This is a genomic window from Plantibacter sp. (genome assembly GCF_059073635.1).
Genome location: NZ_JCACOF010000009.1, coordinates 38097 through 59843 on the forward strand (window position 1 = coordinate 38097; position 21747 = coordinate 59843).

The 21747-nt window shown below is 70.9% G+C and carries 16 protein-coding genes and 2 pseudogenes; 3 read left to right on the forward strand and 15 right to left on the reverse strand.

Going from position 1 to position 21747, the window contains the following annotated elements:
• The first annotated feature begins 34 nt into the window (after nt 1-34).
• Nucleotides 35-1736, forward strand: a pseudogene (locus AC5JOC_RS10180) (glycoside hydrolase family 13 protein).
• A 31-nt stretch (nt 1737-1767) separates the two neighbouring features.
• Here AC5JOC_RS10180 and AC5JOC_RS10185 read toward each other — a convergent pair.
• The 8 genes from AC5JOC_RS10185 to AC5JOC_RS10220 form a co-directional block, all read right to left on the reverse strand.
• Complete coding sequence (locus AC5JOC_RS10185; protein ID WP_494246398.1) at nt 1768-4467, reverse strand: siderophore-interacting protein; 2700 nt, start codon at nt 4465-4467, stop codon at nt 1768-1770.
• Nucleotides 4460-6112, reverse strand: a complete 1653-nt coding sequence (locus AC5JOC_RS10190; RefSeq protein WP_494246399.1) for an ABC transporter transmembrane domain-containing protein — start codon at nt 6110-6112, stop codon at nt 4460-4462. The genes AC5JOC_RS10185 and AC5JOC_RS10190 overlap by 8 nt, the downstream gene beginning before the upstream one ends.
• Complete coding sequence (locus tag AC5JOC_RS10195) at nt 6109-6897, reverse strand: ABC transporter ATP-binding protein (RefSeq protein ID WP_085510797.1); 789 nt, start codon at nt 6895-6897, stop codon at nt 6109-6111. The genes AC5JOC_RS10190 and AC5JOC_RS10195 overlap by 4 nt, the downstream gene beginning before the upstream one ends.
• 11 nt (nt 6898-6908) lie before the next feature.
• Complete coding sequence (locus AC5JOC_RS10200) at nt 6909-7955, reverse strand: FecCD family ABC transporter permease (protein ID WP_494246400.1); 1047 nt, start codon at nt 7953-7955, stop codon at nt 6909-6911.
• Nucleotides 7952-8989, reverse strand: a complete 1038-nt coding sequence (locus AC5JOC_RS10205) for a FecCD family ABC transporter permease (RefSeq protein ID WP_494246484.1) — start codon at nt 8987-8989, stop codon at nt 7952-7954. Before AC5JOC_RS10205 ends, AC5JOC_RS10200 begins: the two co-directional genes overlap by 4 nt.
• 68 nt (nt 8990-9057) lie before the next feature.
• Nucleotides 9058-10119 (reverse strand): ABC transporter substrate-binding protein, encoded by a 1062-nt coding sequence (locus AC5JOC_RS10210; protein ID WP_086473372.1) that lies wholly within the window; start codon nt 10117-10119, stop codon nt 9058-9060.
• Nucleotides 10120-10281: 162 nt separating this feature from the next.
• Complete coding sequence (locus AC5JOC_RS10215; protein ID WP_159878645.1) at nt 10282-11124, reverse strand: helix-turn-helix transcriptional regulator; 843 nt, start codon at nt 11122-11124, stop codon at nt 10282-10284.
• The gene (locus tag AC5JOC_RS10220; protein WP_494246401.1) at nt 11121-11501 is read right to left on the reverse strand and encodes a hypothetical protein; all 381 of its coding nucleotides are present in this window, start codon (nt 11499-11501) and stop codon (nt 11121-11123) included. The genes AC5JOC_RS10215 and AC5JOC_RS10220 overlap by 4 nt, the downstream gene beginning before the upstream one ends.
• Before the next feature lie 143 nt (nt 11502-11644).
• Here AC5JOC_RS10220 and AC5JOC_RS10225 point away from each other — a divergent pair, with 143 nt between their 5' ends.
• The gene (locus AC5JOC_RS10225; protein WP_494246402.1) at nt 11645-12475 is read left to right on the forward strand and encodes a DUF2510 domain-containing protein; all 831 of its coding nucleotides are present in this window, start codon (nt 11645-11647) and stop codon (nt 12473-12475) included.
• 159 nt (nt 12476-12634) lie between these two features.
• Nucleotides 12635-13012 (forward strand): thioredoxin, encoded by a 378-nt coding sequence (gene trxA / locus AC5JOC_RS10230; RefSeq protein ID WP_056006082.1) that lies wholly within the window; start codon nt 12635-12637, stop codon nt 13010-13012.
• A gap of 20 nt (nt 13013-13032) precedes the next feature.
• On the opposite strand, the gene AC5JOC_RS10235 is transcribed toward trxA, so the two are convergent.
• From AC5JOC_RS10235 to AC5JOC_RS10265, 7 genes and pseudogenes are all read right to left on the reverse strand, one after another.
• Nucleotides 13033-14664: a glycosyl hydrolase family 95 catalytic domain-containing protein gene (locus AC5JOC_RS10235; RefSeq protein WP_494246403.1), complete on the reverse strand. Its 1632-nt coding sequence runs from the start codon at nt 14662-14664 to the stop codon at nt 13033-13035.
• On the reverse strand, nt 14618-15205 hold the full coding sequence (locus AC5JOC_RS10240; RefSeq protein ID WP_494246485.1) for a glycoside hydrolase N-terminal domain-containing protein: 588 nt from the start codon (nt 15203-15205) through the stop codon (nt 14618-14620). Before AC5JOC_RS10240 ends, AC5JOC_RS10235 begins: the two co-directional genes overlap by 47 nt.
• Before the next feature lie 55 nt (nt 15206-15260).
• A pseudogene (locus AC5JOC_RS10245) lies at nt 15261-15425 on the reverse strand (glycoside hydrolase N-terminal domain-containing protein); the annotation flags it as partial.
• Complete coding sequence (locus AC5JOC_RS10250; RefSeq protein WP_236555439.1) at nt 15425-16723, reverse strand: glycoside hydrolase family 27 protein; 1299 nt, start codon at nt 16721-16723, stop codon at nt 15425-15427. The pseudogene AC5JOC_RS10245 and the gene AC5JOC_RS10250, both read right to left, overlap by 1 nt.
• Nucleotides 16720-18255 carry an alpha-N-arabinofuranosidase gene (locus tag AC5JOC_RS10255; RefSeq protein ID WP_124769270.1) on the reverse strand — a complete coding sequence of 512 codons (1536 nt, stop codon included), beginning with the start codon at nt 18253-18255 and terminating at the stop codon, nt 16720-16722. Before AC5JOC_RS10255 ends, AC5JOC_RS10250 begins: the two co-directional genes overlap by 4 nt.
• Before the next feature lie 37 nt (nt 18256-18292).
• Nucleotides 18293-20503 carry an alpha-galactosidase gene (locus AC5JOC_RS10260; protein WP_494246404.1) on the reverse strand — a complete coding sequence of 737 codons (2211 nt, stop codon included), beginning with the start codon at nt 20501-20503 and terminating at the stop codon, nt 18293-18295.
• A 52-nt stretch (nt 20504-20555) separates the two neighbouring features.
• The gene (locus tag AC5JOC_RS10265; RefSeq protein ID WP_192004965.1) at nt 20556-21554 is read right to left on the reverse strand and encodes a LacI family DNA-binding transcriptional regulator; all 999 of its coding nucleotides are present in this window, start codon (nt 21552-21554) and stop codon (nt 20556-20558) included.
• Nucleotides 21555-21747 lie beyond the last annotated feature (193 nt).

Below are 21747 nucleotides of genomic sequence, written 5' to 3' on the forward strand. Positions count from 1 at the left end.
CATCACCACCTGAGCATTCGAGGACCACACGTTCATGACCGAGGCACTACTCGTCGACACCGACACCGACTCGACCGACTCCCAGCAGACGGCCGCCGCCAGCTGGTGGCGTCAGGCCGCCGTGTACCAGATCTACCCGCGGAGCTTCGCCGACGCGGACGGGGACGGTCTCGGCGACCTGCCGGGCATCCGCTCCCGGGTCGACTATCTCGCCGAGCTCGGGATCGACGCGATCTGGCTCAGTCCGTTCTACCCCTCGGCGCTGGCCGACGGCGGGTACGACGTCGCGGACTACCGCGACGTCGACCCGCGGCTCGGCACGTTGGAGGACTTCGATGAATTGATCGCCGCCCTGCACGAGCGCGGGATCCGGGTCATCGTGGACATCGTGCCGAACCACACCTCGGATCTGCACGAGTGGTTCCAGGAGGCGCTCGCCGCCGGCCGCGGGTCGGCGGCTCGCGACCGGTACGTCTTCCGCGAGGGGAAGGGCGCATCGGGGGAGGAACCGCCCACCGATTGGGAGTCGGTCTTCGGTGGCCCCGCCTGGGAGCGGGTCGAGGACGGCCAGTGGTACTTCCACAACTTCGCCACCGAACAGCCGGACCTCAACTGGGACCACCCCGAGGTCCGCGCCGACTTCCTGAAGACGTTGCGGTTCTGGTCGGATCGGGGCGTGGACGGCTTCCGGATCGACGTCGCGCACATGCTCACGAAGGACCTCACCGAGCCGCTGCCGAGTCGTGCTGAACTGGAACTGATGCCGCAGGACGGCAACCATCCGCTCCTGGACCGCGACGACGTGCACGAGGTCTACGCCGAGTGGCGGCGGGTGTTCGAGGAGTACGACCCGCCGCGCACCGCGGTCGCCGAAGCGTGGGTGAGTTCACCTGAGCGCCGGGCGAAGTACGCATCGGCCGAGGGACTCGGCCAGGCCTTCAACTTCGACCTGCTCGAGGCGGACTTCGATGCCGACGAGTTCCGCACGGTCATCACCGACAACCTGGCACAGGCGGCGGAGACGGGGTCGTCGACGACGTGGGTGCTGTCCAACCACGATGTGACCCGTCACGCCACGCGGTACGGACTCCCACCCCTGGCCGGGCGCCCGGTGAAGCAGGGCACCGAGTGGGTCGCGGCGGGCGGACCTGAGGCCGACATCGATCGCGACCAGGGGCTCAGACGCGCGCAGAGCGGCGACGCTCCTGCTCCTCGGACTTCCCGGCAGCACCTACCTCTACCAGGGGGAGGAGCTCGGCCTGCAGGAGGTCGCCGCGATCACGGCGGAGCAGCGTCAGGACCCCGCGTTCTTCCGCGGCGGCGAGTACGACGGGCTGGGCCGCGACGGTTGCCGCGTGCCGCTGCCGTGGTCGGCGGACGGACCGGCCTTCGGCTTCGGAGGTGCGGTCGCGCACCTGCCGCAACCAGCCTGGTTCGCCGAGTACGCGGTCGACGTGGAGGCAGCGGATCCGACCTCGACGCTCTCGCTCTACCGCGAGGCACTCCGGCTGCGACGACTGCTGCAGACCGAGGAGCGCCTCGAGTGGATCGAGACGGGGCGGCCGGACGTCGTCCGATTCGTGCGGCCGAACGGTTGGCAGGTCGTGACGAACTTCGGCACCGCGCCGTTCCCGCTCGAGGCGGAGCACGATGCCGTCGTCCTGGGCGCACTCCAAGCCGGCGCGGTTCCGGGGGAGTCCACCGTGTGGATCGCACCGGTCGGCCTCCTGGGGTGATGGTGGCGCGTGGGCACACGCCCCACCGCGGTCAGAGGCCGAGGCGGTCGAGCTGCTCCTCGAACCGGATCTGCACATCCTCCGGCTCAGCGTCCTCCTCGGTCGTCCAGATCGCGTCGAGCTCCTGTTGGACGGACGCCGGGAGGGCGGCGAACTTCTCGTCCCACGCGGTGATCGGCGTCCAGTACCCGACGACCTTGAAGCGGGTGGCGGGTAGCCCGAGCTCCTTGCGCAGATACTTGCGCACGTCGCGGAGGGCCACCGTCTCACCCGCCACCCAGATGTAGCCCTGATCGAGCGGGAGGCGCTCGTCCACGACACTCCGGACGAGTCGGCCCAGCGCACTCGGGCCGTGTCCGTTGCCGCCCACCACCCAGGTGACCGTCACGTCGTCGTTCGTTTCGACCGCGATCCGATCCTGCTCGCTCGGCACCTCGAGCACCACGCGGGTCCGCAGTCCGGGCGGACTCTGTGCGACGATGCGCGTGACTGCGGGAAGACCGGTGAGGTCAGCGACGAGGACCTGCCAACCGAGGTCGGCGGGCGGCGCGTACAGGCCGGTGGGCGAGTTCAGGCCGAGCACGTGCCCGGGCTCGGCGCGGGCCGCCCACGGCCCCGCGACCCCGGCCTCGTGCACGACGAAGTCGATGTCGATCTCGACGGGGTCCTGCCGCACGGCGCTGATCGTGTAGGTCCGCATCGGTGCCTGTGGTGAGCCCTCCGGCGTCTCCCACCAGTCACCTGACGGTACCGGGAGCGAGACGTCCGTCGGGTCGGCGCCGTGGGGGAAGAAGACGCGGACGTACTCATCACCCGTGCCGGTGCTGACGAAGTCCTCGACGCCCGGACCGCCGAGGGTGATGCGGATCAGGTTCGGACTCAGGGGTGTCGCTGCGGTCACGATGCCGCGGTGGATCTTCATGGCGTCTCGGCCTCTCGGGTCGGTTCGGTGTGCTGGGTCGGATGCGGGCTGTGCGCGAGCCAGGACTCGCGGTAGGGGCCGGGGGAGGCGAGGAGGTCCGCGTGCGTGCCGTGCTGGACGATCCGACCGTCCGCGAAGACCGCGATCCGGTCGGCGGTGGCGGCCTGCTCCAACCGGTGCGCGATGAGCAGCGCGGTCCGGTCCGTCCGGAGGACGGCGATCGCCGCTTCGACGGCGTCGCGATGGTGCAAGCCCGACGTCGGCCGTCGCCTCATCGAGGATCACGATCGCCGGGTCCGCAAGGAACGCCCGAGCGACCGCGAGTTGCTGGATCCGTCCCTCGTCGAGCGGCACGGGCGACGGCCTCGACCCGGTCGGGTCCGCCGCCGGGTCGTCCTGCAACGCGGTGACCGCCCACTCGGCCCCGACGGCACGGAGCGCCGAGACCATCTCGTCCCGGCTGGCGTCCGGAGCCCCGAGTCGGAGGTTGTCGGCGATCGAGCCACGGAAGTGGTGGAGCTCCTGCGACAGGTAGTACGGGGTGTGGCCGACGAGCACCCGCCCCGACGTCGCGGGATGGTGTCCGGCGACGACCCGCGCCAGGGTGCTCTTGCCCGAGCCGGACGTGCCGACGAGCGCTGTGGTCGTACCGGGCGGTACGTCGATGGTGACCTCCGCGATCCCACGGTCCGTGGTCGGATACCGGAACGTCAGGTCGCGCACTCGGATCGCCGGCGGTGCGGTGACACCGTCTGCGGCACCGCCGACGGGTGAGGGCGACTCCGGCATCGCGGACGACGCTGCTGCGAGGTCGATGACCCCGACGAGCCGAGCCAGCCCGACCGTGGCCCGCTGGATGTCGTCGAGCCCGAAGATGAGCCGGCCGACCGGATCGAACAGCCGGTGGAACAGGAGCGCGGCGGTGGTCACGAGCCCGACGGTGATCGTTCCCTGCAGGTTCAGGAGGAAGCCGGTCGCCAGGATCGCGGACAGTCCGATGAGCTCACCCGAGTTGATCCATCGGAACAAGCGGTTCGCGACCCGCACGCCCTCGATCTGCGCGTCGATGGAGGCGGCCGCGCGTTCCCGGACACGTTCGAGCGCGTGGTCCGTGCCCACGAACGCGGCGAGGGTCTCCGCGCCGTCGACCGCGTCCAGCACGGCCTGACTGCGCGACGCTTCGCGGATCCGGACCGTGCGGAACACCACTCGGGATCGCCGGAGGAACGCACGGGTCCCGAGGACGTAGCACGGCGCCGAGGCGAGACCGGCGAGCGCGAGCCACGGGTCGACGGCTGCCAGGGCGACGGCCGACACCCCGATCGCGAACCCGGCGGAGAGCAGTGTCGGGGCGACGTTCCCGCCGGCCTCCGCGACCGCGTCGACGTCGCCGGTGACCCGGGACAGGAGATCGGCACGCTCGCCGTCGTCGACGGTGCTCACCGGGAGCCGCATGGCCGAGGCGAACACGTCCTCGCGCAGTTCGGCGAGCAGGTCCTGCACCAGCCCCGTGAGCACCCGAGTCGCCCACAGCGTCACCGCGACGGCCCCGACAGCGCCGACGGCGGCTGCGGCCACCCAGCCTGAGACGACGCTCAGCCCGGCATCGGAAGCGACGGCGTCCACGATCCGCCCGAGACACGCGGGCATCACGACACCCAGTGCGGCGGCTGCGAGGAAGAGGACCACCACGGCGGCGGTCCGTCCGCGGTGTCGTCGGAGGAGGGCACCGACGACGGTTCGGACGCGGGAGCCCTCGGCGACGGGGAGCATCTCGGCGGTGGTGGGCTCCGTGGCGGGATCAATCATGGCGGGTCTCCGAACCGGGAGTGAGCTCGACGACCCTGTCGCAGGCGTTCAACAGGACCGGCGAGGTGGTGATGACGACGACGGTGCCGTCGTGCGCCGCGAGTGCTCGGGCGATGCGGGTCTCCGTGAGGACGTCGACGGCCGACGTCGGTTCGTCGAGGACGAGCACGTCCGCACCGGCATGGAGCGCCCTGGCGATGCCGACGCGCTGGCGCTGCCCGCCGGAGAGCCGTCTGCCCGCCTCACCGACCGGTGACGACCAGCCGCCGAGCTGCACGACCGCGTCGTCGAGCGCCGCCATGCCGACGAACACCGCATCCGGGTCGCCGGTCACGTCATGACCGCGGACCGCCTCCGCCAGGGTGCCGCTCATGATGCGCTGGCCGTGCGGTGGCGCGACCACACGACGGCGGTACGCCACCGGGTCGAGGTCCAGCTGGTCGACGAGTCTGCCGTCGACGGCGAGCGAGACGCTGCCGCGCTCGGCGGGGGTCCGCATGCCGAGCAGACGGGAGAGGGCGCGCGCCGTGTCGCTGTCGGGCGGCCGGACGCCGAGCAGTTCACCAGCACGGACGTCCACCGGTCGGTCCTGGTGTTCGGGGCGGAAGGACAGCACGACGTCGGTCGCAGGGCCGGAGTCGGACAGCTCGTCCGGCCGACCGCCCACTTCGAGCAGGTCGTCGGCGTCGACGACCGCGGCCAAGCGCTTGGCGGAGGCGAGCTTGTGGATCCAGTTGGACGGGAATGATCCCGCCTGTGCGAGGTATCCGCTGATGAACTGCGCGAGGCCGAGCACCGTCACGAGCTCGCCGATGCTGATCCGCCCCTCCGCGGCGAACCAGGCGGACAGGCCGACGAGTGCGGCCATGACGAACGCCGCCAGCGTGCCGCTCACGGCGTCGAAGAGGGCGAGGGACCGCCCGGCGGCCGTCGCTGCGCGTCGTGAGACGTCACTGGCGGCGTCATATCGCCGGACGGCTTCAGCACGCCCGCCGATGCCCACGAGCACTCGGAACCCGCTCATGAAGTCGGCGGCCACCGCTCCGGCCTCGGTCGCCGCCCGTTGCTCGGCGAAGCCGCGGCGTTCCAACGGGCGTGACACGACGCGCATGACGAGCATCATCCCGATGGTCGACACGAACACCACGATCGTCGCCACGGGCGAGATCACCGACATCGCCAGCGCGGCTCCGATGATGGCCGCGATGGTCGCCGACTGCTGCGCGACCGACCAGGCGACCCCGGCCACCCGGTAGGTGTCGGACGTGACGACCGTCAGGGCCTCACCCGCCGAAAGGTTCTGTCGTGAGAGCTGCGGCCGAAGCATCCGGGAGAGTGTGAGGTGCCGGAGCGCCTGTTCGCCGTGCCCGTAGATCGACACCATGAGGCGCGACGCCGACTGGTAGCTCACCGTCAGGACGAGGAAGGTCCCGACCAGGACCCCGATCCAGACCCCGAGGGCGACCGGATCGGACGGCACCACCGCGCGGTCGATGGTCGCCCCGATGATGACGGGGATCGCCGCCTCCGACAGGGCGTGCACGATGAGGAGGCCGGTCGCGGCGATGAGCATGGCGCCGCGACCGTCCGCTCCCAGCGCGATGCCGAAGAGGCGCCGCGGCGTACTCGTCGTCGTCCCGCTCACCGGCTCCGCCGTCCGAGCGGGAGCACCAGCGGGGTACCGGAGACGGGGTCGGTGATCACCTGGCACGGCAGGTCGTACACGGCCTCCACGAGGTCGGCGGTGATGATCTCCTGCGGATCGCCCTGGGCGACGATCGCGCCGTCGCGCATCGCGACGAGATGGGTCGCATAGCGGGCGGCGTGGTTGAGGTCGTGGAGGACCGCGACGAGGGTCGTGCCGCTGCGGTGCAGATCCGTGAACAGCTCCATCAGCTCGATCTGGTGCGCGATGTCGAGGAAGGTCGTCGGCTCGTCGAGCAGCAGGTGCTTCGTCTGCTGGGCGAGTGCCATCGCGACCCAGACGCGTTGCCGTTGGCCGCCCGAGAGCTCGTCGACCAGCCGGCGGGACAGCTCCGTGACCCCGGTCGCGGCCATCGCCTCCGAGACGGCCGCTTCGTCGGCGCTGCTCCACGTCCGCATCGCGCTCTGATGCGGGAACCGCCCACGCCCGACGAGGTCGGCGACGGTGATCCCGTCGGGGGCGATGGCGGATTGGGGGAGGAGCCCGAGTCGGCGAGCGGTGTCCTTCGGCTTCGACGCGCGGATGTCCGCCCCGTCGAGGAGGACGGCACCGGCGGTCGGGCGCAGGAGCCGTGCGAGTCCGCGGAGCAGGGTCGACTTGCCGCAGGCGTTCGGTCCGATGATGATCGTGAACGAGTCGTCCGGCACCTCGAGCGACAGCTCGGAGACGATCGGAGCATCGCCGTAGCCCAGGGTGAGGTCGCGGGCGAGGAGCGACGTGGTCATGGGAGTTCCTTTCACGTGCGGCGCACGAACTGGGCGGCCAGCAGGCAGGTCAGATAGATGCCACCGACCGAGAGCGTCACCACGCCGACCGGGACCGCGAGCAGCTGGGCGACGGCGTCGGAGACGACGACCAGGGCGGCTCCGGTGAGCATCACCGGCGCGAGGCCCATCGGGGTGTTCGAGCGGGTGAGCCGTTGAGCGATCTGCGGGGCGGCCAAGGCGATGAACGAGATCGGGCCGGCGGCGGCGGTGACGAGCGCCACGAGGGCCACACCGACGACCATGGCGATCAGCCGGGTGCGTCCAGGGCGCACTCCGAGGGCCATGGCGGCGTCGTCGCCCATCTCGAGCACGGGCAGCGAGCGTCGGAGTGGCCGCGCCAGCAGGGCGAACACGACGAAGGCCGTGGCGGCGGGGAGTAGCTGGTCGAAGCCGAGCGAGGCGAGGGATCCGGCACCCCAGGTGGCCGCCATCATCGCCTGCTCGACGCTGACGGAGATGAGGATCCAGGAGGTGAGGGAGCCGAGCCCTGCCGAGACGCCGATGCCGACGATGATCAGCCGGAAGGACGACATGGTGTGGCGGTTCGCGAGGACGGCGACGAGCAGGGCGGTCAGCAGGCCGCCGACGAGTGCCCCGGCGGCTTTGAACAGGTAGGTGTTGAGCCCGAGGACGAGCATCGTCAGCGTGACGCCGAACTGCGCGCCGACACCGAACCCGATGATGTCCGGTGAGCCGAGCGGGTTGCGGGTGAGCGACTGGAAGATGCCTCCGGCGAGCGCGAGTGCCGCTCCGCAGAGCACCGCGAACAGCACCCGCGGCAGTCGCCACTCGGTCACGACCTGGCGGACGTCCGGGTCGGACGCGGGGTCGACGATCGCCCGGATGACCGCGTCGAAGCCGATCTCGTACGCTCCGATCGTCGTCGCGAACAGCCCTGCTCCGATGATCACCACGACGAGTCCGAGGCACACGAGGACGGACCGCACGGGTACGAGCGTCGCGATGTGCGCGGTCTCCACGCGGATCAGCCGTCGTCCATGGTCGATGACGCTCACAGTCCGCTCACCCGCTTCCGACGCACCAGCATGATCAGGATGGGAGCGCCGAGGAGCGCCGTGACGATCCCCACCCGGAGCTCTCCGGACGGCAACACGATCCGGCCGAGGACGTCTGCGAGCAGCAGGAACGCGGGGCCGATCACCATCGAGTACGTCAGCACCCAGCGCTGGTCGGGGCCCGTGAACCACCGCACGACATGGGGGATCATGAGTCCCACGAAGGCGATGGGACCGGCGGCCGCGACGCCCGTACCCGCCAGGAGGGTGACGGCCACGACGACCCACACCCGGGTGCTGCGCACTCGCGCACCGAGCGCCTGGGCGAGCTCGTCTCCCAGGGTCAGGGCGTTCAGCGACCGGGCGCAGAGCAGACCGATCACGAGGCCCGCGACGATCAGCGGAGCAGCCCACGTGAGCTGGTCGAGGGTGCGGCCTCCGATGGATCCCACGCTCCAGAAGCGCATGACCTGGAGGGTTCCTTCGTCCCGCAGCACGATCGCGGTGGTGAAACCGGTGCAGGCGGCACCGAGGGCGACCCCCGCGAGGGTCAGTTTCATCGGGGTCGCACCCGAGGCCCCGACGGATCCGAGCGCGTAGACGATCACCGTGAGGATGAACGCACCCGCCAGGGCGAACGGGACGTAGGTGCCGGGAGTCGTCAGTCCCAGGACACCGACCGCGAAGGTCACGGCGAACGACGCGCCGGCGTTCACCCCGAGGATGCCCGGGTCGGCGAGCGGGTTGCGGGTGAAGGCCTGGATGAGCCCGCCGCAGACGGCGAGCGCCGCACCGACCAGGATGCCGAGCAGCGTCCGTGGGACGCGCAGCTCCATGACCATGAGGTGCAGGGGGTTCGCGTCGTCGTAGGCGGCGAGCGCGCGGACGACGGTCAGGGGATCGATGGCCCGATTGCCGATGGCGAGTGAGGCGACGGCTGCGGCGATCAGCACCACCGTGGCGACGAGGAGCCCGACGGCGAGGGTCCCGGTGCGGTGGGGCGAGACGTCTGCGCGTCCGGCCCCACCGGGCATCGGGACGTCCGCCGCCCCGCCCGCAGCAGGCGCTGCTGACGGGGCGGCGGTCCGGGAGATCTCCGACGTCACTTGCCGTCGATGGTCGGCTCGCCCTGCAGTGCCGCTGCGAGGTCGTCGACGTAGCCGGGCAGGACGTACTGCAGGGACAGGACGGTCGGCGCGCTGATCGCCGAGGCCTTGGCGGCGTCGGCGTAGATCACGTAGGACCCGGCGGCGATCGGCGACCAGCGCGACACCACGGCGTTCTCGACCGTGTACGTCCCTTCCTCGGCACTTCCGCCCCATGCGGCGAACAGGTCGGCGTCCACGTCGTAGAGCTGTTCGAGGCTGACGCCGGTGTACCAGTTGTCGCCCTCGGCGCTCGCGAGGAAGCTGTCCATCGCCGAGGTCGAGGTGAAGCCGAGCGCTTCGGTGATGCGGACCCGCGGGTCGTACTCGAGGTAGACGCCGAGGTCCGTCCCGCCCTCGTTCAGGGTGAGGCCCCAGACGAAGCTCTTGTCGTCGAACTCGGGGTGTGCGTCGGCGAGGGAGGTGATGAGGTCCTCGGTCTCGCCGATGAGCTCCTCGGCCTTGGCCTCCTCCGACATCGCCTTCCCGACGGTGCGGGTCATGCCCTCCCAGGTGCCCGGGTTCCAGGGTCCCTCGATGTAGGGGACGGTCGGGGCGATCTCGGTGAGCCGCTCGTATTCGATGTCGGTGACACCGGAGTAGAGGCTGAGGATCAGGTCGGGCTTCAGGGACTTGATCGCCTCGTAGTTCGGGCCGTCGTCCGTGAAGGGGATGATCTCGGGCATCTCGCCGTACGCCTCGGAGACGTAGTCCTCGAACCAGGGCTGGTAGCCGCTCTCACCGGCACCCCAGACCTCTTCGATGCCGACGGGGTTGGTGCCGAGGGCGGCGACGATGTCAGGCGTCATCCACCCGAGAGCCACGATCCGTTCCGGCTTCTCCGGGATGACGGTCTCACCGTGGGCGTGTTCGATGACGACGCCGTCGGTCGATGCCGTCGTCGATCCGGTGTCGCCGGTGGCGGCCGAACATCCGGCGAGGGCGAGAGCGGTGGCGATGACGGCGGCGAGGAGGGTGGATCCTCGGCGGACGTTCGGGCGCGCGAAAGCGTGCGGCATGGGGCTCCTTTGAAGAGGGGGGAGTGGGATCACCGCTGGCGATCCAGAAGTTAGGTAAGCATGTCCTAACAGAACGATCGTAGGGCGCTTCCGCGCGCGACAGCGTCGAGGAACCGACGAGTTCTGTCGCGGATCCGACACGGTGGTGCGTGCCCGGGTGGATCAGCGCCAGTAGAGCTGGTGGGCGGGGTCCGCCTGCACCCGTGCCACGTACTCCCGAGGGGTCATGCCGAACCGGGCTCGGAAGCTCGCGGAGAAGGCGCTCGAGGACGCGTACCCGCACCGGTGCGCGGCCGCCCCGATCGGCATGCCGTCGATGATCAGCCGCGCCGCCAGCGTCATCCGGACGCCCGTCCGCCACCGGGCGAAACTCATCCCGGTGTCGTGCTGGAAGATCCGCAGCACGGTGCGCTCGTGGAGGCCGTGCACGTCGAACAGCTCGCGCGCGCCCCGGAGGTCACCCGGATCGGCGAGGATCGCACGGACGAGCGGACGGACACGATCGTCGGACGGCATCGGGATCTCGCCCCAGCCGTCCGCCGTCTCCGGCGCGGGCTGCTGCAGCATCTCGATGAGGACCGCCTGCGCACGGACCCGGAGGTCGGTCGGCATGTCGTTGATCCCGAGGTGGAGCAACATCTCCTGCACCGCACGCGGGACCAGGACCTGGGTGACGGTCTCGACGGGCGCGATCAGCGAGGTGGCGGGGAGGTAGGTGTAGCACCCGGTGGAGTCGCGCTCGTGGTGCGCGGTGTGCGGCGTGTGTGCTGGGATCCAGACGCCCTGACCCGGTGCGAGGCGCCACATCGCGTTCGGGAGATGCACCCACACGGTGCCGCGGTAGCACCAGGCGAGCATGGCGTCCGGATGACGGTGCGGTGGCGAGAGCGGGCGACTCCCGGTGTCCTCGTCGGTGACGACACCGGTGCCCATCAGATACGGTTCGGCGACCGACGAAGGATGCTCGGGGCTCGCGTCCCAGTCGACCTGGCTGTACGGGCTCAACGAGCGCTCGTGCCGGCGTCGCCGATCAGCGGGAGGCCGTCGTCGTCGAAGCGGACGCCTTTCGCGGCCAGCCGGCGTTCCGCCTCGTGGTGGACGACGCCGCGCTTGCGCGGATCGGCTTCGAGGAGGCGGAGCAGGAGCTCGTCGGTCGCGTTCGGGTGCAGCGCGATCTCGATGCGCGCACCCCAGAAGCGGTCCTCGAGGAAGAGCTCCAACGCCGCTGGGTCGGCTGCCGGGTTGTGCGCCGCAGCGGCGCGGATCGCCTGATTGGGGTCGTTCGCGAGGACGGAGAACTCCTCGAACGTGCTCGCCGATCGCGCGAGCTCGTAGCGACGTTCCTCGTCGGCGATCTGCTCCGGCGTCTTGCGTCTGGCCACGGTGGTCCCTTCGTCGCGTCGCCGTCAACCTACCTGGCTCGCACGATGTTCGACAACGGCGGCTTGCCGCGATGACTCGCAGACGGGACACTGGGGGCGCTGCATGGACGTCATGAGCGTGATCTTCGGGGGAAGGAGCAGCGATGACCGCTGCACCGGGATGGTACGAGGCGGGGACGCCGGGCAAGCTGCGCTGGTGGGATGGAACGCAGTGGACTGCTCAGGAGGCCGACGCCGCGCCACCGGTGCAGCAGCAGGTGCCGGTCGCACTGCGGGCGCCGACTCCCATGGCGTCGCCGTCGCAGCTGCCGTCCGGACCGCAGCTGGGCTGGTATCCGACGGGGCCGGATCAGCTCCGATGGTGGGACGGCTCGCACTGGACGGGGCTCAGGGTCAAGAACGGGAAGCCCGGGACCGATTGGGCGACCACCGAGCAGCCGAGCTTGGCCTGGGTGTTCGGCTCGGTCTTCCTCGTGCTGGCGATCGCGCAGTTCAGCCTCGGCGCGCTGTCCAGCCACCTGTCGTTCAACGGATTCCCGATGCTCCTCCTGACGCTGCTCTGGTTCGGTATCGCCGCCCAGACGACGGCCGTGCGGCGGATCCCGCAGCCGGTCGGCGCCCCGGTGGTCATCGACGTGGTCCGTCCATTGCCGGGTGAGCAGGACGGTCCCGGTGCCGGTTGGTACTCCGTGTCGACCGCGCGGCGACGAGGTGGTGGACCGGCTCACGCTGGGCCCAGTACGTCGGAACCCAGTACGGCATCCGGCCGACGTTCCATGGAGCGCGCGCGTTCCCGCACCTATCTCGTCATGTCCTGGGTCCGTCCTCGGGATCGGTGTGCTCGCCTTGGCCGTCGGCGTGGTCATCCTCGTCAACAGCAGCGGCGACGGCTACGGCTTCCTCGGAGGGGTCATCGGCGGCATCGTCGTCGGTGGCGGCGTCCTGTTCGCCGGTCCTCGGCGGGGTGCTCCTGATCATGTCGCGGATGACAGCGCCGGCTCCTGCTCCTCCCGGATCGCACGCCGCCCGGGCGACTGACCGCGGCGCGGCACAAGGGGAGGACGGCCCGTCGTCCGCGGGTAGGCTCGTCAGTCGGATGCGACGCGTCCGACCACCGATCCGAAGGGCACACGATGACCACGCAGGAACTGACCATCTCGAACTTCGAGGACACCGTGTCGGCCGAAGGCATCGTCCTGGTCGACTTCTGGGCCGAGTGGTGCGGCCCGTGCAAGGCTTTCGGCCCCGTCTTCGAGCAGTCGAGCGAGCAGCACCAGGACGTCGTGTTCACCAAGGTCGACACTGAGGCGAACCAGGAGCTCGCGAGCGGGATGCAGATCACGTCGATCCCCACGCTCATGGCGTTCCGCGACGGCGTGCTCGTCTTCTCGCAGGCCGGTGCCCTCCCCGCGCCGGCACTCGAGGACCTCATCTCGCAGGTGCGCGGTCTCGACATGTCCGAGGTGCACGCCGCCATCGCAGCGGCGAAGGCCGAGGCACAGGCCGAGTAGCCGACGTCCGGAGGAGGCGGTCAGTCCTCCGGATCGCCGGGCGGACGCGCGAACCCGAGCCGGTGGACACCGGGCTCGTCGAGCCTGATCCGCCGCCGCCCGGCCGGCGCGCCGTCCTCCAGCCGGGTCGGCAGTGCGCCGCCAGGGCCCGTGATGGCGATCATCGAGCCGTCGTCCGGCAGCTCGACGAGCACGCCGCCGGCCGTGAGACGCAGGGTCGCCGCGACGGGGCGATGACGGCTCCACTCGACATCCACGACGTGTCCACCCCGGACCCGGAACCCTCGGAACCGTCCCGCCGACCACTCGGCCGGGAGGGTCGGCAGCAGCGACAGGACACCGCCGTGCCCCTGGACGAGCAGCTCGACGACACCGGCCGTCCCACCCAGGTTGCCGTCGATCTGGAACACGTCGTCGAGGTCGCCCATCGGGTGCAGGTCGAGCAGCGAGGCCGATGACAGCGGACCGAGCAGCGTGTCGAGCGCCTCGGACGCGAGCCCCGGATCACGGAGTCGTGCGGCCAGGCAGAGGACCCAGGCCATGCTCCACCCGGTTCCGCCACCGCCGTTCGCGAGTCTCCGTCGCAGTGCGCGTCGGGCTGCCTCGAAGTGCTCGGGCGTGGCCGATTCGGTGATCCGGGTCCCCGGGTACAGGCCGTACAGGTGGGAGAGGTGTCGGTGGCCGGGCTCGGTCGGCTCCCGCTCCTCGGCCCACTCCAGGAGTGTTCCGTCGCGGCCGACCTGCGGCAGTCGGAGGGTGGCCACGGTGTCGCGTGCTCGAGCCAGGAGCCCGACGTCCGCGATGCCGTCGCCGACCCGCTCCGCGAGGGCGAGGTACTCGCGGAGGCACTCGTGCGCCAGCTCCTGGTCCATCGCCGCGCCGGCCGTCACCGCCGCCGTGTGATCCGCGTCGACCACGAACCGGTTCTCCGGTGAGGTCGACGGACTCACGACCAGCGATCCGGCGGCATCCGTGACGACCATTCCCAGGACGAACGAGACCACCGGCTCGACGGTCTGCAGGACGGCGACGCGTGCGGCGTGATCAGCACCGCCGTCGTCCAGACGGCGGTGGAGGTGCGCGACGAGCCAGGGGAGCGCGCTCGGCCAGTTCGCCCAGTGCGCGTCGAGCGGCACGGCGTCCGTGTGCCGCCAGAGGTCGCTGTTGTGGTGGGCTGCCGCCCCGTCGAGGCCGTAGGACTCGCCGGCGGTGCGCTGCCCGGCGTCCACCAGTTCGCCGATGAACCGGGTGAGTGGCTCGACCAGGTCACCCAGGCCGGTGCTCTCCGCCGGCCAGTAGTTCATCTGGAGGTTGATGTTGGTGGTGAAGTTCGCGCTCCAGGGTGGCCTGACCTGATCGTTCCAGACCCCCTGGAGGTTCGCCGGTTCGGTCCCCGGTCGGGAGCTGCCGATGAGGAGCGCCCGTCCGAGGTCGAAGTACCGCTCCGCGAGGTCGGCCGACGCGGACGCCGATGCCGAGAGGTCCAGGTCGACGCGGTCGAAGAGCGACCGATGGTCGGCGACGTGCCGATGGAGCAACGCTTCGCCGGATCGCTGCAACGCACGCGAGACCGTCCCCTGGGTGTGCTCCAGCAGCGTCGACGGGTCACCCAGACGGTCGATCTCGCCACCCGCGGTGTCCGGAACGTGCACCGGCGACGAGGCGGAACCCGCCCGGGATCGGCTGCACCGCGATCGCCAGCGCCCAGGCCATGCCTGCGTCGACGAGACCGTCGGCGTCCGGGACGTCGGTCGGGTACCGGATGGCCTCGTCATCGTCACCGCCGAGATACGAGGGTCGCACGCTCGCCGGCGCACGGCCGGTCGCCGACCACCACCGGGTGTCGCCGACCGTGCGCTCCTCCGTCCTCGACGGGTGCGGCGTCGCGAACCCGACCAGCGGTTCACGGACACCGTCACCCAGCAGCTCGACGACCAGCACGTCGTCCACCGCCGACACGAACGCGTGGAGCGTGACCGCCTCGCCACCGCTCGTGGACGTCGTCTCGACGACGCCGCGCGCGAGATCGGAGGTCCGTGTCGAGCGCGAACCGTCGTCGGGCGACGCGTAATCGATCGTGAGGCGGCCGAGCGGCTGGAAGGACTCGGTGAACGTGCTCCCGCGCAGTGCAGCCGCGCGGGCATCGGCCGCCATGGAATCGCCGTCGGCGATCGCCCGGCGCACGGACTCCAGCGTGACTGGGAAGCGAGCGGCCCGCCAGCCCGCCGCCCGGGCGTCGCGGACCTCCCGACCACAACGTGTCCAGGGAGAGGTCCATGCCCTCCCGTCCGGGCACGCCGTCGAGCGCCGCGCCCAACGTCCCGTTCCCGATGAGGAACCGATCGACGAACCGGGTGGCCGGTCCGTCGAGTTCGATTCGATGACGCTCGACGCGCTGCTGTCGGTGATCCATCAGTGGTCGAGTCGGAGCAGCACGGCACCATGCGCGGGCAGGGCCGTGTCGACGGCACCGTCGACGACCGGCAACGGCCGACCACTCCACAGCTCGGTGACGGACGATCGATCGGCGCAACCGAGATCGGCCAGGTGGACCCGCAGCTCGGTGTCCGCATCGCCGAGCCAGAACACCGCGCGCCACCGGGTCTCGCCGAGCTCAGCCGCCCAGACGACGAGGTCGCCGTCGCGGATGATCTCCCGGCTCCCGTCGCTGCCGAGCAGTGCGAGCACGTCCGGGTTCGTCAGGAGCGCGAGCGTGTGCGCCGGGGTGTCCGGGAGGTGGCCGCCGAAGAAGAGCGGCGACCGGCCGATGCACCAGAGGGTCATGAGCGTCCGTTGTTCGGCCAGGGTGAGGCGGCTCAGCCGGTCCGAACCGACGTGGGCCCGGATGCCGATCCGCCCGAGCGGGAGCATGTCCGCATCGGCCCACGCCCCCGGACGCTGGAGGGGCGCCCAGCGGGCCAGGCGCTGGAACTGTTCGCGTACCGCCGACCAGTCGTCCCAGAGGTCGTCCGAGATCCGCCACAGCTGCGCCGTCGATCGAAGGGTGTCGAGGTGCTCGGTCGAAAGTCGCTTCCCCGGGGACAGGCTGAGCACCATCGGTCGACCGGTCGCGTCGATCGCGCGCGAGATGGCCTCGATCTCGGCGGTCTGGATCGGTGGGTAGAGCACGTCGTCGAGCTTGACGAGGTCGACACCCCACTCGGCGAGCTGCGCCATGACCGAGTCGTAGTAGGCCTGGGCGCCGGGGGCGGTCAGGTCGACGCCGACGTTGTCGGGATTCCACGGGCAGACGTTCGTCGGATCCGCGATCTCCCCGCAATGGGCGGTCGAGCCGAGGATCGGCAGCTCGAGGTCGACAGCCCGCCGCGGCACGCCTCGCATGAGGTGCACCCCGAAACGGAGCCCGAGCGCGTGCACGCGGTCGGCGAGCGCGCGGAAGCCGCCCGACGCCGCAGACGGGAACCGGTTCGGCGCGGGTTGCGGTCGGCCCCAGGCGTCGAGCGTCGGCTGGGAGATGCGCTCGTAGTCGCCGACGCCGGGCGCCGGTTCGTACCACTGGATGTCGACGACCACCGTGTCCCACCCGACGGGCAGCAGGTGCTCGGCCAGGAACGCGGCGTTGGCAAGTACCTCGGCCTCCGTGACGGACCCTCCGAAGCAGTCCCAGCTGTTCCAGCCCATCGGCGGGCGGTCCGCCCGCGCCCGACGTGCTGCACGCACCTCGGTGACCGCGATCTCCACCTCGCTCATGGAGCGACGACCTGAGCCGTGATCGTGGCGAACGAGTGCGGTGGGAGCGTGACGCGAAGACCCGTCGGTGTGACGTCGAGACCCGTGAGCGGTCGCGGTGACACGGCGTCGGTCTCACCGGGACGGTTGTGGGCGTCGGGCCGCGCAGCGGTGAGCAGCCGGCCGTGCGGCTCGACCACGGACCCGCCACGGACGTCGACCTCGATGACGAGTGGCGCGTCGAGGTCGACGTTCGTCAGCGAGCAATGGAGGACGCCGTCCTTGACGCTCGCCGAGGCGGAGACGGTCGGGATGCCACCCGCGTGTGCGGCGTCGGCGTCGCGGACCGGCCCGACCACGTGCGTCGGGAGGGACGTGGCGTCCTGGTGCGGGCTGTTCATCTCGAAGACGTGGAAGGTGGGCGTCCGGACCATCTCGCCGCCGTCGGGATCGGTCAGGAGCATCGCCTGCAGGACGTTGACCGTCTGCGCGATGTTGGCCATGCGCAGCCGGCCCGCGAAGCGGTGGAACACGTCGAAGTGCCAGGCCGCGACCATGGCGTCGCGGATGGTGTTCTGCTGGAACAGATGCCCGGGGTGCGTGCCCGGCTCGACGTCCCACCAGGTGCCCCACTCGTCGAGCACCATGCCGAACCGTTCCTCCGGGTCGTACACGTCCATGACGGCGGCGTGCGACGACAGCAGCTGCTCGACGCCCTGTGCTGCGGTGATCGTGCTCCAGTACTCCGCGGCGTCGAACCCGGTCGCGCTGCCCTTCGCCTTCCAGCTGCCGCCGATCGTGTAGTAGTGCACCGAGACGGCTTCCCAGGGGGTCGCCGAGAACGGGTGGGTGGCCACGTCGGCGACGACCTCCATCAGCGTCTTGGTCCAGGCCACGTCGAACCCGTCGGCGCCGGCGGCGACCCGGTAGAGCGGGACCTTCCCGCCGCTCTCGCAGAAGGTACCGAACTGGCGTGCCAGGTCCGCGTACGCGCCGGCGCGCAGGTTGCCACCGCACCCCCAGGGCTCGTTTCCCAAGCCCCAGAACGGGACGTCCCAGGGCTCCTCCCTGCCGTTCGCCCGACGCAACTCGGCCATCGGGGTCTCCCCGGCACCGGTCAGGTACTCGATCCAGTCGGCCATCTCCTGCACGGTGCCCGAGCCGAGGTTGCCCGAGACGTAGGCGTCGGCACCGAGGAGCTCGCACAGCTCCATGAACTCGTGGGTGCCGAACGCGTTGGTCTCGCTCGTCCCGCCCCATTGCGTGTTGACGAGCTTCGGGCGGTCCTCGCGAGGTCCGATGCCGCTCGTCCAGTGATAGCGGTCCGCGAAGCAGCCGCCCGGCCAGCGGAGGTTCGGGATGCGCAGTTCGCGGAGCGCCTCCACGACGTCGAGCCGGATGCCGCCGACGTTCGGGACGGGCGAGTCCTCGCCCACCCAGAAGCCGTCGTAGATGCCGCGCCCGAGGTGTTCCGCGAAGTGGCCGTAGACGTGTCGGCTGATCGTGGGTCCTGGCCGGTCGAGGTCGACGGTGACGGTCGCAGTGGAGTCCATGGGTGATGTGGTCCTGTTCTGTGCAGCGGGTCGTGGGTCAGACGGCGGTCACGAGGATCGTGATCGCGCGGTCGGGCTGGAAGGTGGGGAGGTCGAGGCCGATCACGGCGAGCTGGCCACCGCTCAGCACGGGCGCCGCCGCGAGCGTGGCCGGGTCGGCGTCGAGTGGCGGCGCATCCCGGAGCCACTGGGGGATCACCCAGCGCGGGCCGAGGGAGTCGTCCTGCGCGACGGCGAGGCGGTAGTGACCGTCCGGGCGGAGTCCGGGAAGGCGGACCCGACGACGGGAGTCGGCCGACCGCGGGGGAGTCACGAGGGTGTACAGCGCGGTGGTGCCGTCCTCCGCGACGACCCCGCGCAGGGTCGGAGCGTCGTCGTCCCACTCGCCGTCGCCGACGACGCGGCCGGTGGCGATGAGTCCGCGATGACGCGTGAACACGGTGATCCACCTGGCGAGGGTCGTCCGATCCGCATCGTCGAGCTCGCGCAGATCCCACTCCACGCCGAAGTGCCCGAGGAGCGCGATCGCGCACCGGGTGTGGAGCGTGTGCGTGCGTCCGGTCGTGGCCGATCTGGCCGAGGCCACGTGCGACCCGAGCATCTCGGGCGGGACGAGGAGCCCCGTCCACCGGAGCATGCGGGCCCGCTCGATCGGGTCGTGGTTGTCGGAGGTGTGGACGCGATCGGACCGCTCGAGGATGCCGAGGTCGACGCGGCCTCCGCCCGACGCGCAGCTCTCGATCTCGAGGTGCGGGTGCCGCGATCGGAGCTCGTCGAGCAGCCGGTAGAGGGCTTCGGTCTGGTCGTGCACGGCCGCCCGCCCGGTCGACGGATGGCCGGCATCGACGAGGTCGCGGTTGTGGTCCCACTTCAGGTACGCGATCCCGAGCTCGACGACCAGCGTGTCGATCGCCTGCAGGATGTGGTCGAAGGCCGCCGGATTGCCGAGATCGAGCACCTGCTGGTGCCGGACGGGCGACGGGAGCTCGTCCCTCGCCCGCAGGATCCAGTCCGGGTGCTCGCGTGCGAGGTCGGAGTCCTCGTTGATCATCTCCGGTTCGAACCACAGCCCGAACTCCATGCCGAGTGATCGCACCCGGTCGGCGAGCGGCGCGAGACCGTCCGGCCAACGCTCGGGGTCCGGTGTCCAGTCGCCGAGGCCGCGGGTGTCGTCGTGACGTCCGCGGAACCATCCGTCGTCGAGCACGTAGCGCTCGACGCCGATGGCCGCGGCCCGGGTCGCCAACTCGGAGAGGACGTCGAGGTCGTGATCGAACAGGACCGCCTCCCAGACGTTCAGGGTGACGGGGCGCGGACGCCGAGCCGCCCGCGAGGTCGAGCGCAGCCAACGGTGGTACCGCGACGAGGCGGCATCGAGGCCGACGCCGTAGGCCCCGTACACCCATGGAGTCCGGTGGTCCTCACCAGGGCCGAGTCGGACCTCGCCGGGCAGGAGCAGCTCGCCGCCACGGAACGCGAGGTGTCCGTCGGTGCGTTCGACGCCGATCGTGTGGTTGCCGCTCCAACCGACGTGGCACAGCCAGACGTCACCGGTCCGGCTGTCGAACCCCGGTGTTCCGATCGCGGTGACCCCGGTGGCGTCGAGACCGGGGCGACCGTGCCGCGACTCGCGGAGGTGTGTCCCGGTCGTGACCGGAAGCCGCTGCGGCAGCTTCTCGTTGCCCCACCGACCGGCGAAGTCGAGGATCTCCCGAGCCGACGTCGGGATCGGGAGGGCCGGCACGACACCCTCGACCTCCAGGAGGTCGTCGCCCCGGTTCGTGACCGTCACGCGCGTGCGCAGCAGGCCACTCGGTGTCAGTTCGATCGCCACGAGGAGAGCGATGCCGGTCTGGTCGTCGACCGCGGTCACCTCGACCAGCGCGGCGCCGCACTGCCGCACCTCGCCGGCCGGGAGGGCCGCTCCGTCGACCTCGACCGAGGCCACGTCGAAGCGCGACGACCAGGCCGTCCCGGCGCGATGCGCCCGGAGGCCGGGGAGACCCGACCAACCCGACGCGTGCTCGGGCAACAGGCTCGGCTCGTACGGCGCGTCAGATCCGTCGACGAGGTCGCCGCGCACGGTGGCTGTGGACGCGGCAAGCCACTCGAGGTCGTCGGCATCGACGGCGGCTCCCCAGTGCGCGATCGTCGGGAGGCGGGTCCCGTGCTGGACGAGCACGACGGAGACGCCGTCGCACTGCAGATGGACGACGCGGTGTTCGGGCGTCGCTGAGAGGTCGGACATGGTTCCTCCGATGCGGTCGGTGAGGCGGGTGTGACGGCCGGTGGGCCGAAGGTCAGGCGGAGTCCCGGACGACGAGCGTGGTGTCGAGCCAGCGCGGTGCGGTCGTCCGGCCGGCGATGAGCTCCATGACGAGTTCCGCGGCGACCCTGCCCATCTGCTCCAACGGCTGACGGACCGAGGTCAGCGGTGGCTCCGCGGTTGCCGCGACGACCGTGTCGTCGAATCCGACGAGCGCGATGTCGTCCGGGACCGTCCGGCCACTGGCCTCGAGGACGCGCATCGCGCCGACCGCCATGAGGTCGGAGCCCGCGAAGACGGCGTCGAGGTCCGGGTACCGGGAGAGCAACCGTGCCATGGCCGACGACCCGCTCGGCATGGTGAAGTCGCCTCGGGCGACCGCACGGGTGTCGAGGCCGCGTTCGGTGAGGACGTCCCGCCAGCCTCGGACACGGTCGCTGGACGCGGCCATGTCGGCGGGGCCCGAGATGACGCCGATCCGCGTGCGGCCGAGCGCGATCAGGTGTTCCGCCGCGAGCCGACCGCCGGCGTAGTTGTCGGAGTCGACGAAGGTGACGTCCTCCGTGTGCTCACCCATCGGGCGGCCGACGAAGACGATCGGGAGGTCCACCGAGGCGAGCGCCTGGGTGATGGTGCTGATCTCGTGCTGCAGGATCACCACCGCCCCGTCCACGTAGTGCGCCGCCAGGTAGGCGACGAGCGCGTCGAGTTGGCGCGGGTCGGCGAGGAAGAGCGCGGGCTGCTGGGCTGCCGACAGGAGCGCGGCGGTGGCGCCCTTGAGCGGTGCCGCGACGAACGATCCGGAGAACGGTTCGAGCTCGCCCGCCGCGAGGACGATCGCGACGGCGCCCGTCCTGCCTCCGGCGAGCGACCGGGCTGCGACATTCGTGCGGTAGGCCAGTCTCACGGCCGCTTCGCGCACCGCGACGACCATCGAGGCGTCGACCGTCGAGGCACCGGCGAGGACCCGCGACGCGGTCGCTCGGGAGACGCCGGCCTCTCGGGCGACGTCGACCAGGGTCGGTTTGCGCATCCTCGCTCCTTTGCGATCGTCCACCTGCCGGTGGTCTGGCAACGAGCATCGCAGAATCCGAGAGAGCGGTCTCCGAGTTGCGCAATATTGCCCTGGTGCCCCGGAACCCCGCTGCCTATGGTGATCACCACGCCCGAACGGTCCGGATGCTCCCCGATCCAGTCGACATCGGCGCGAGCCGGAGAGCGATCTC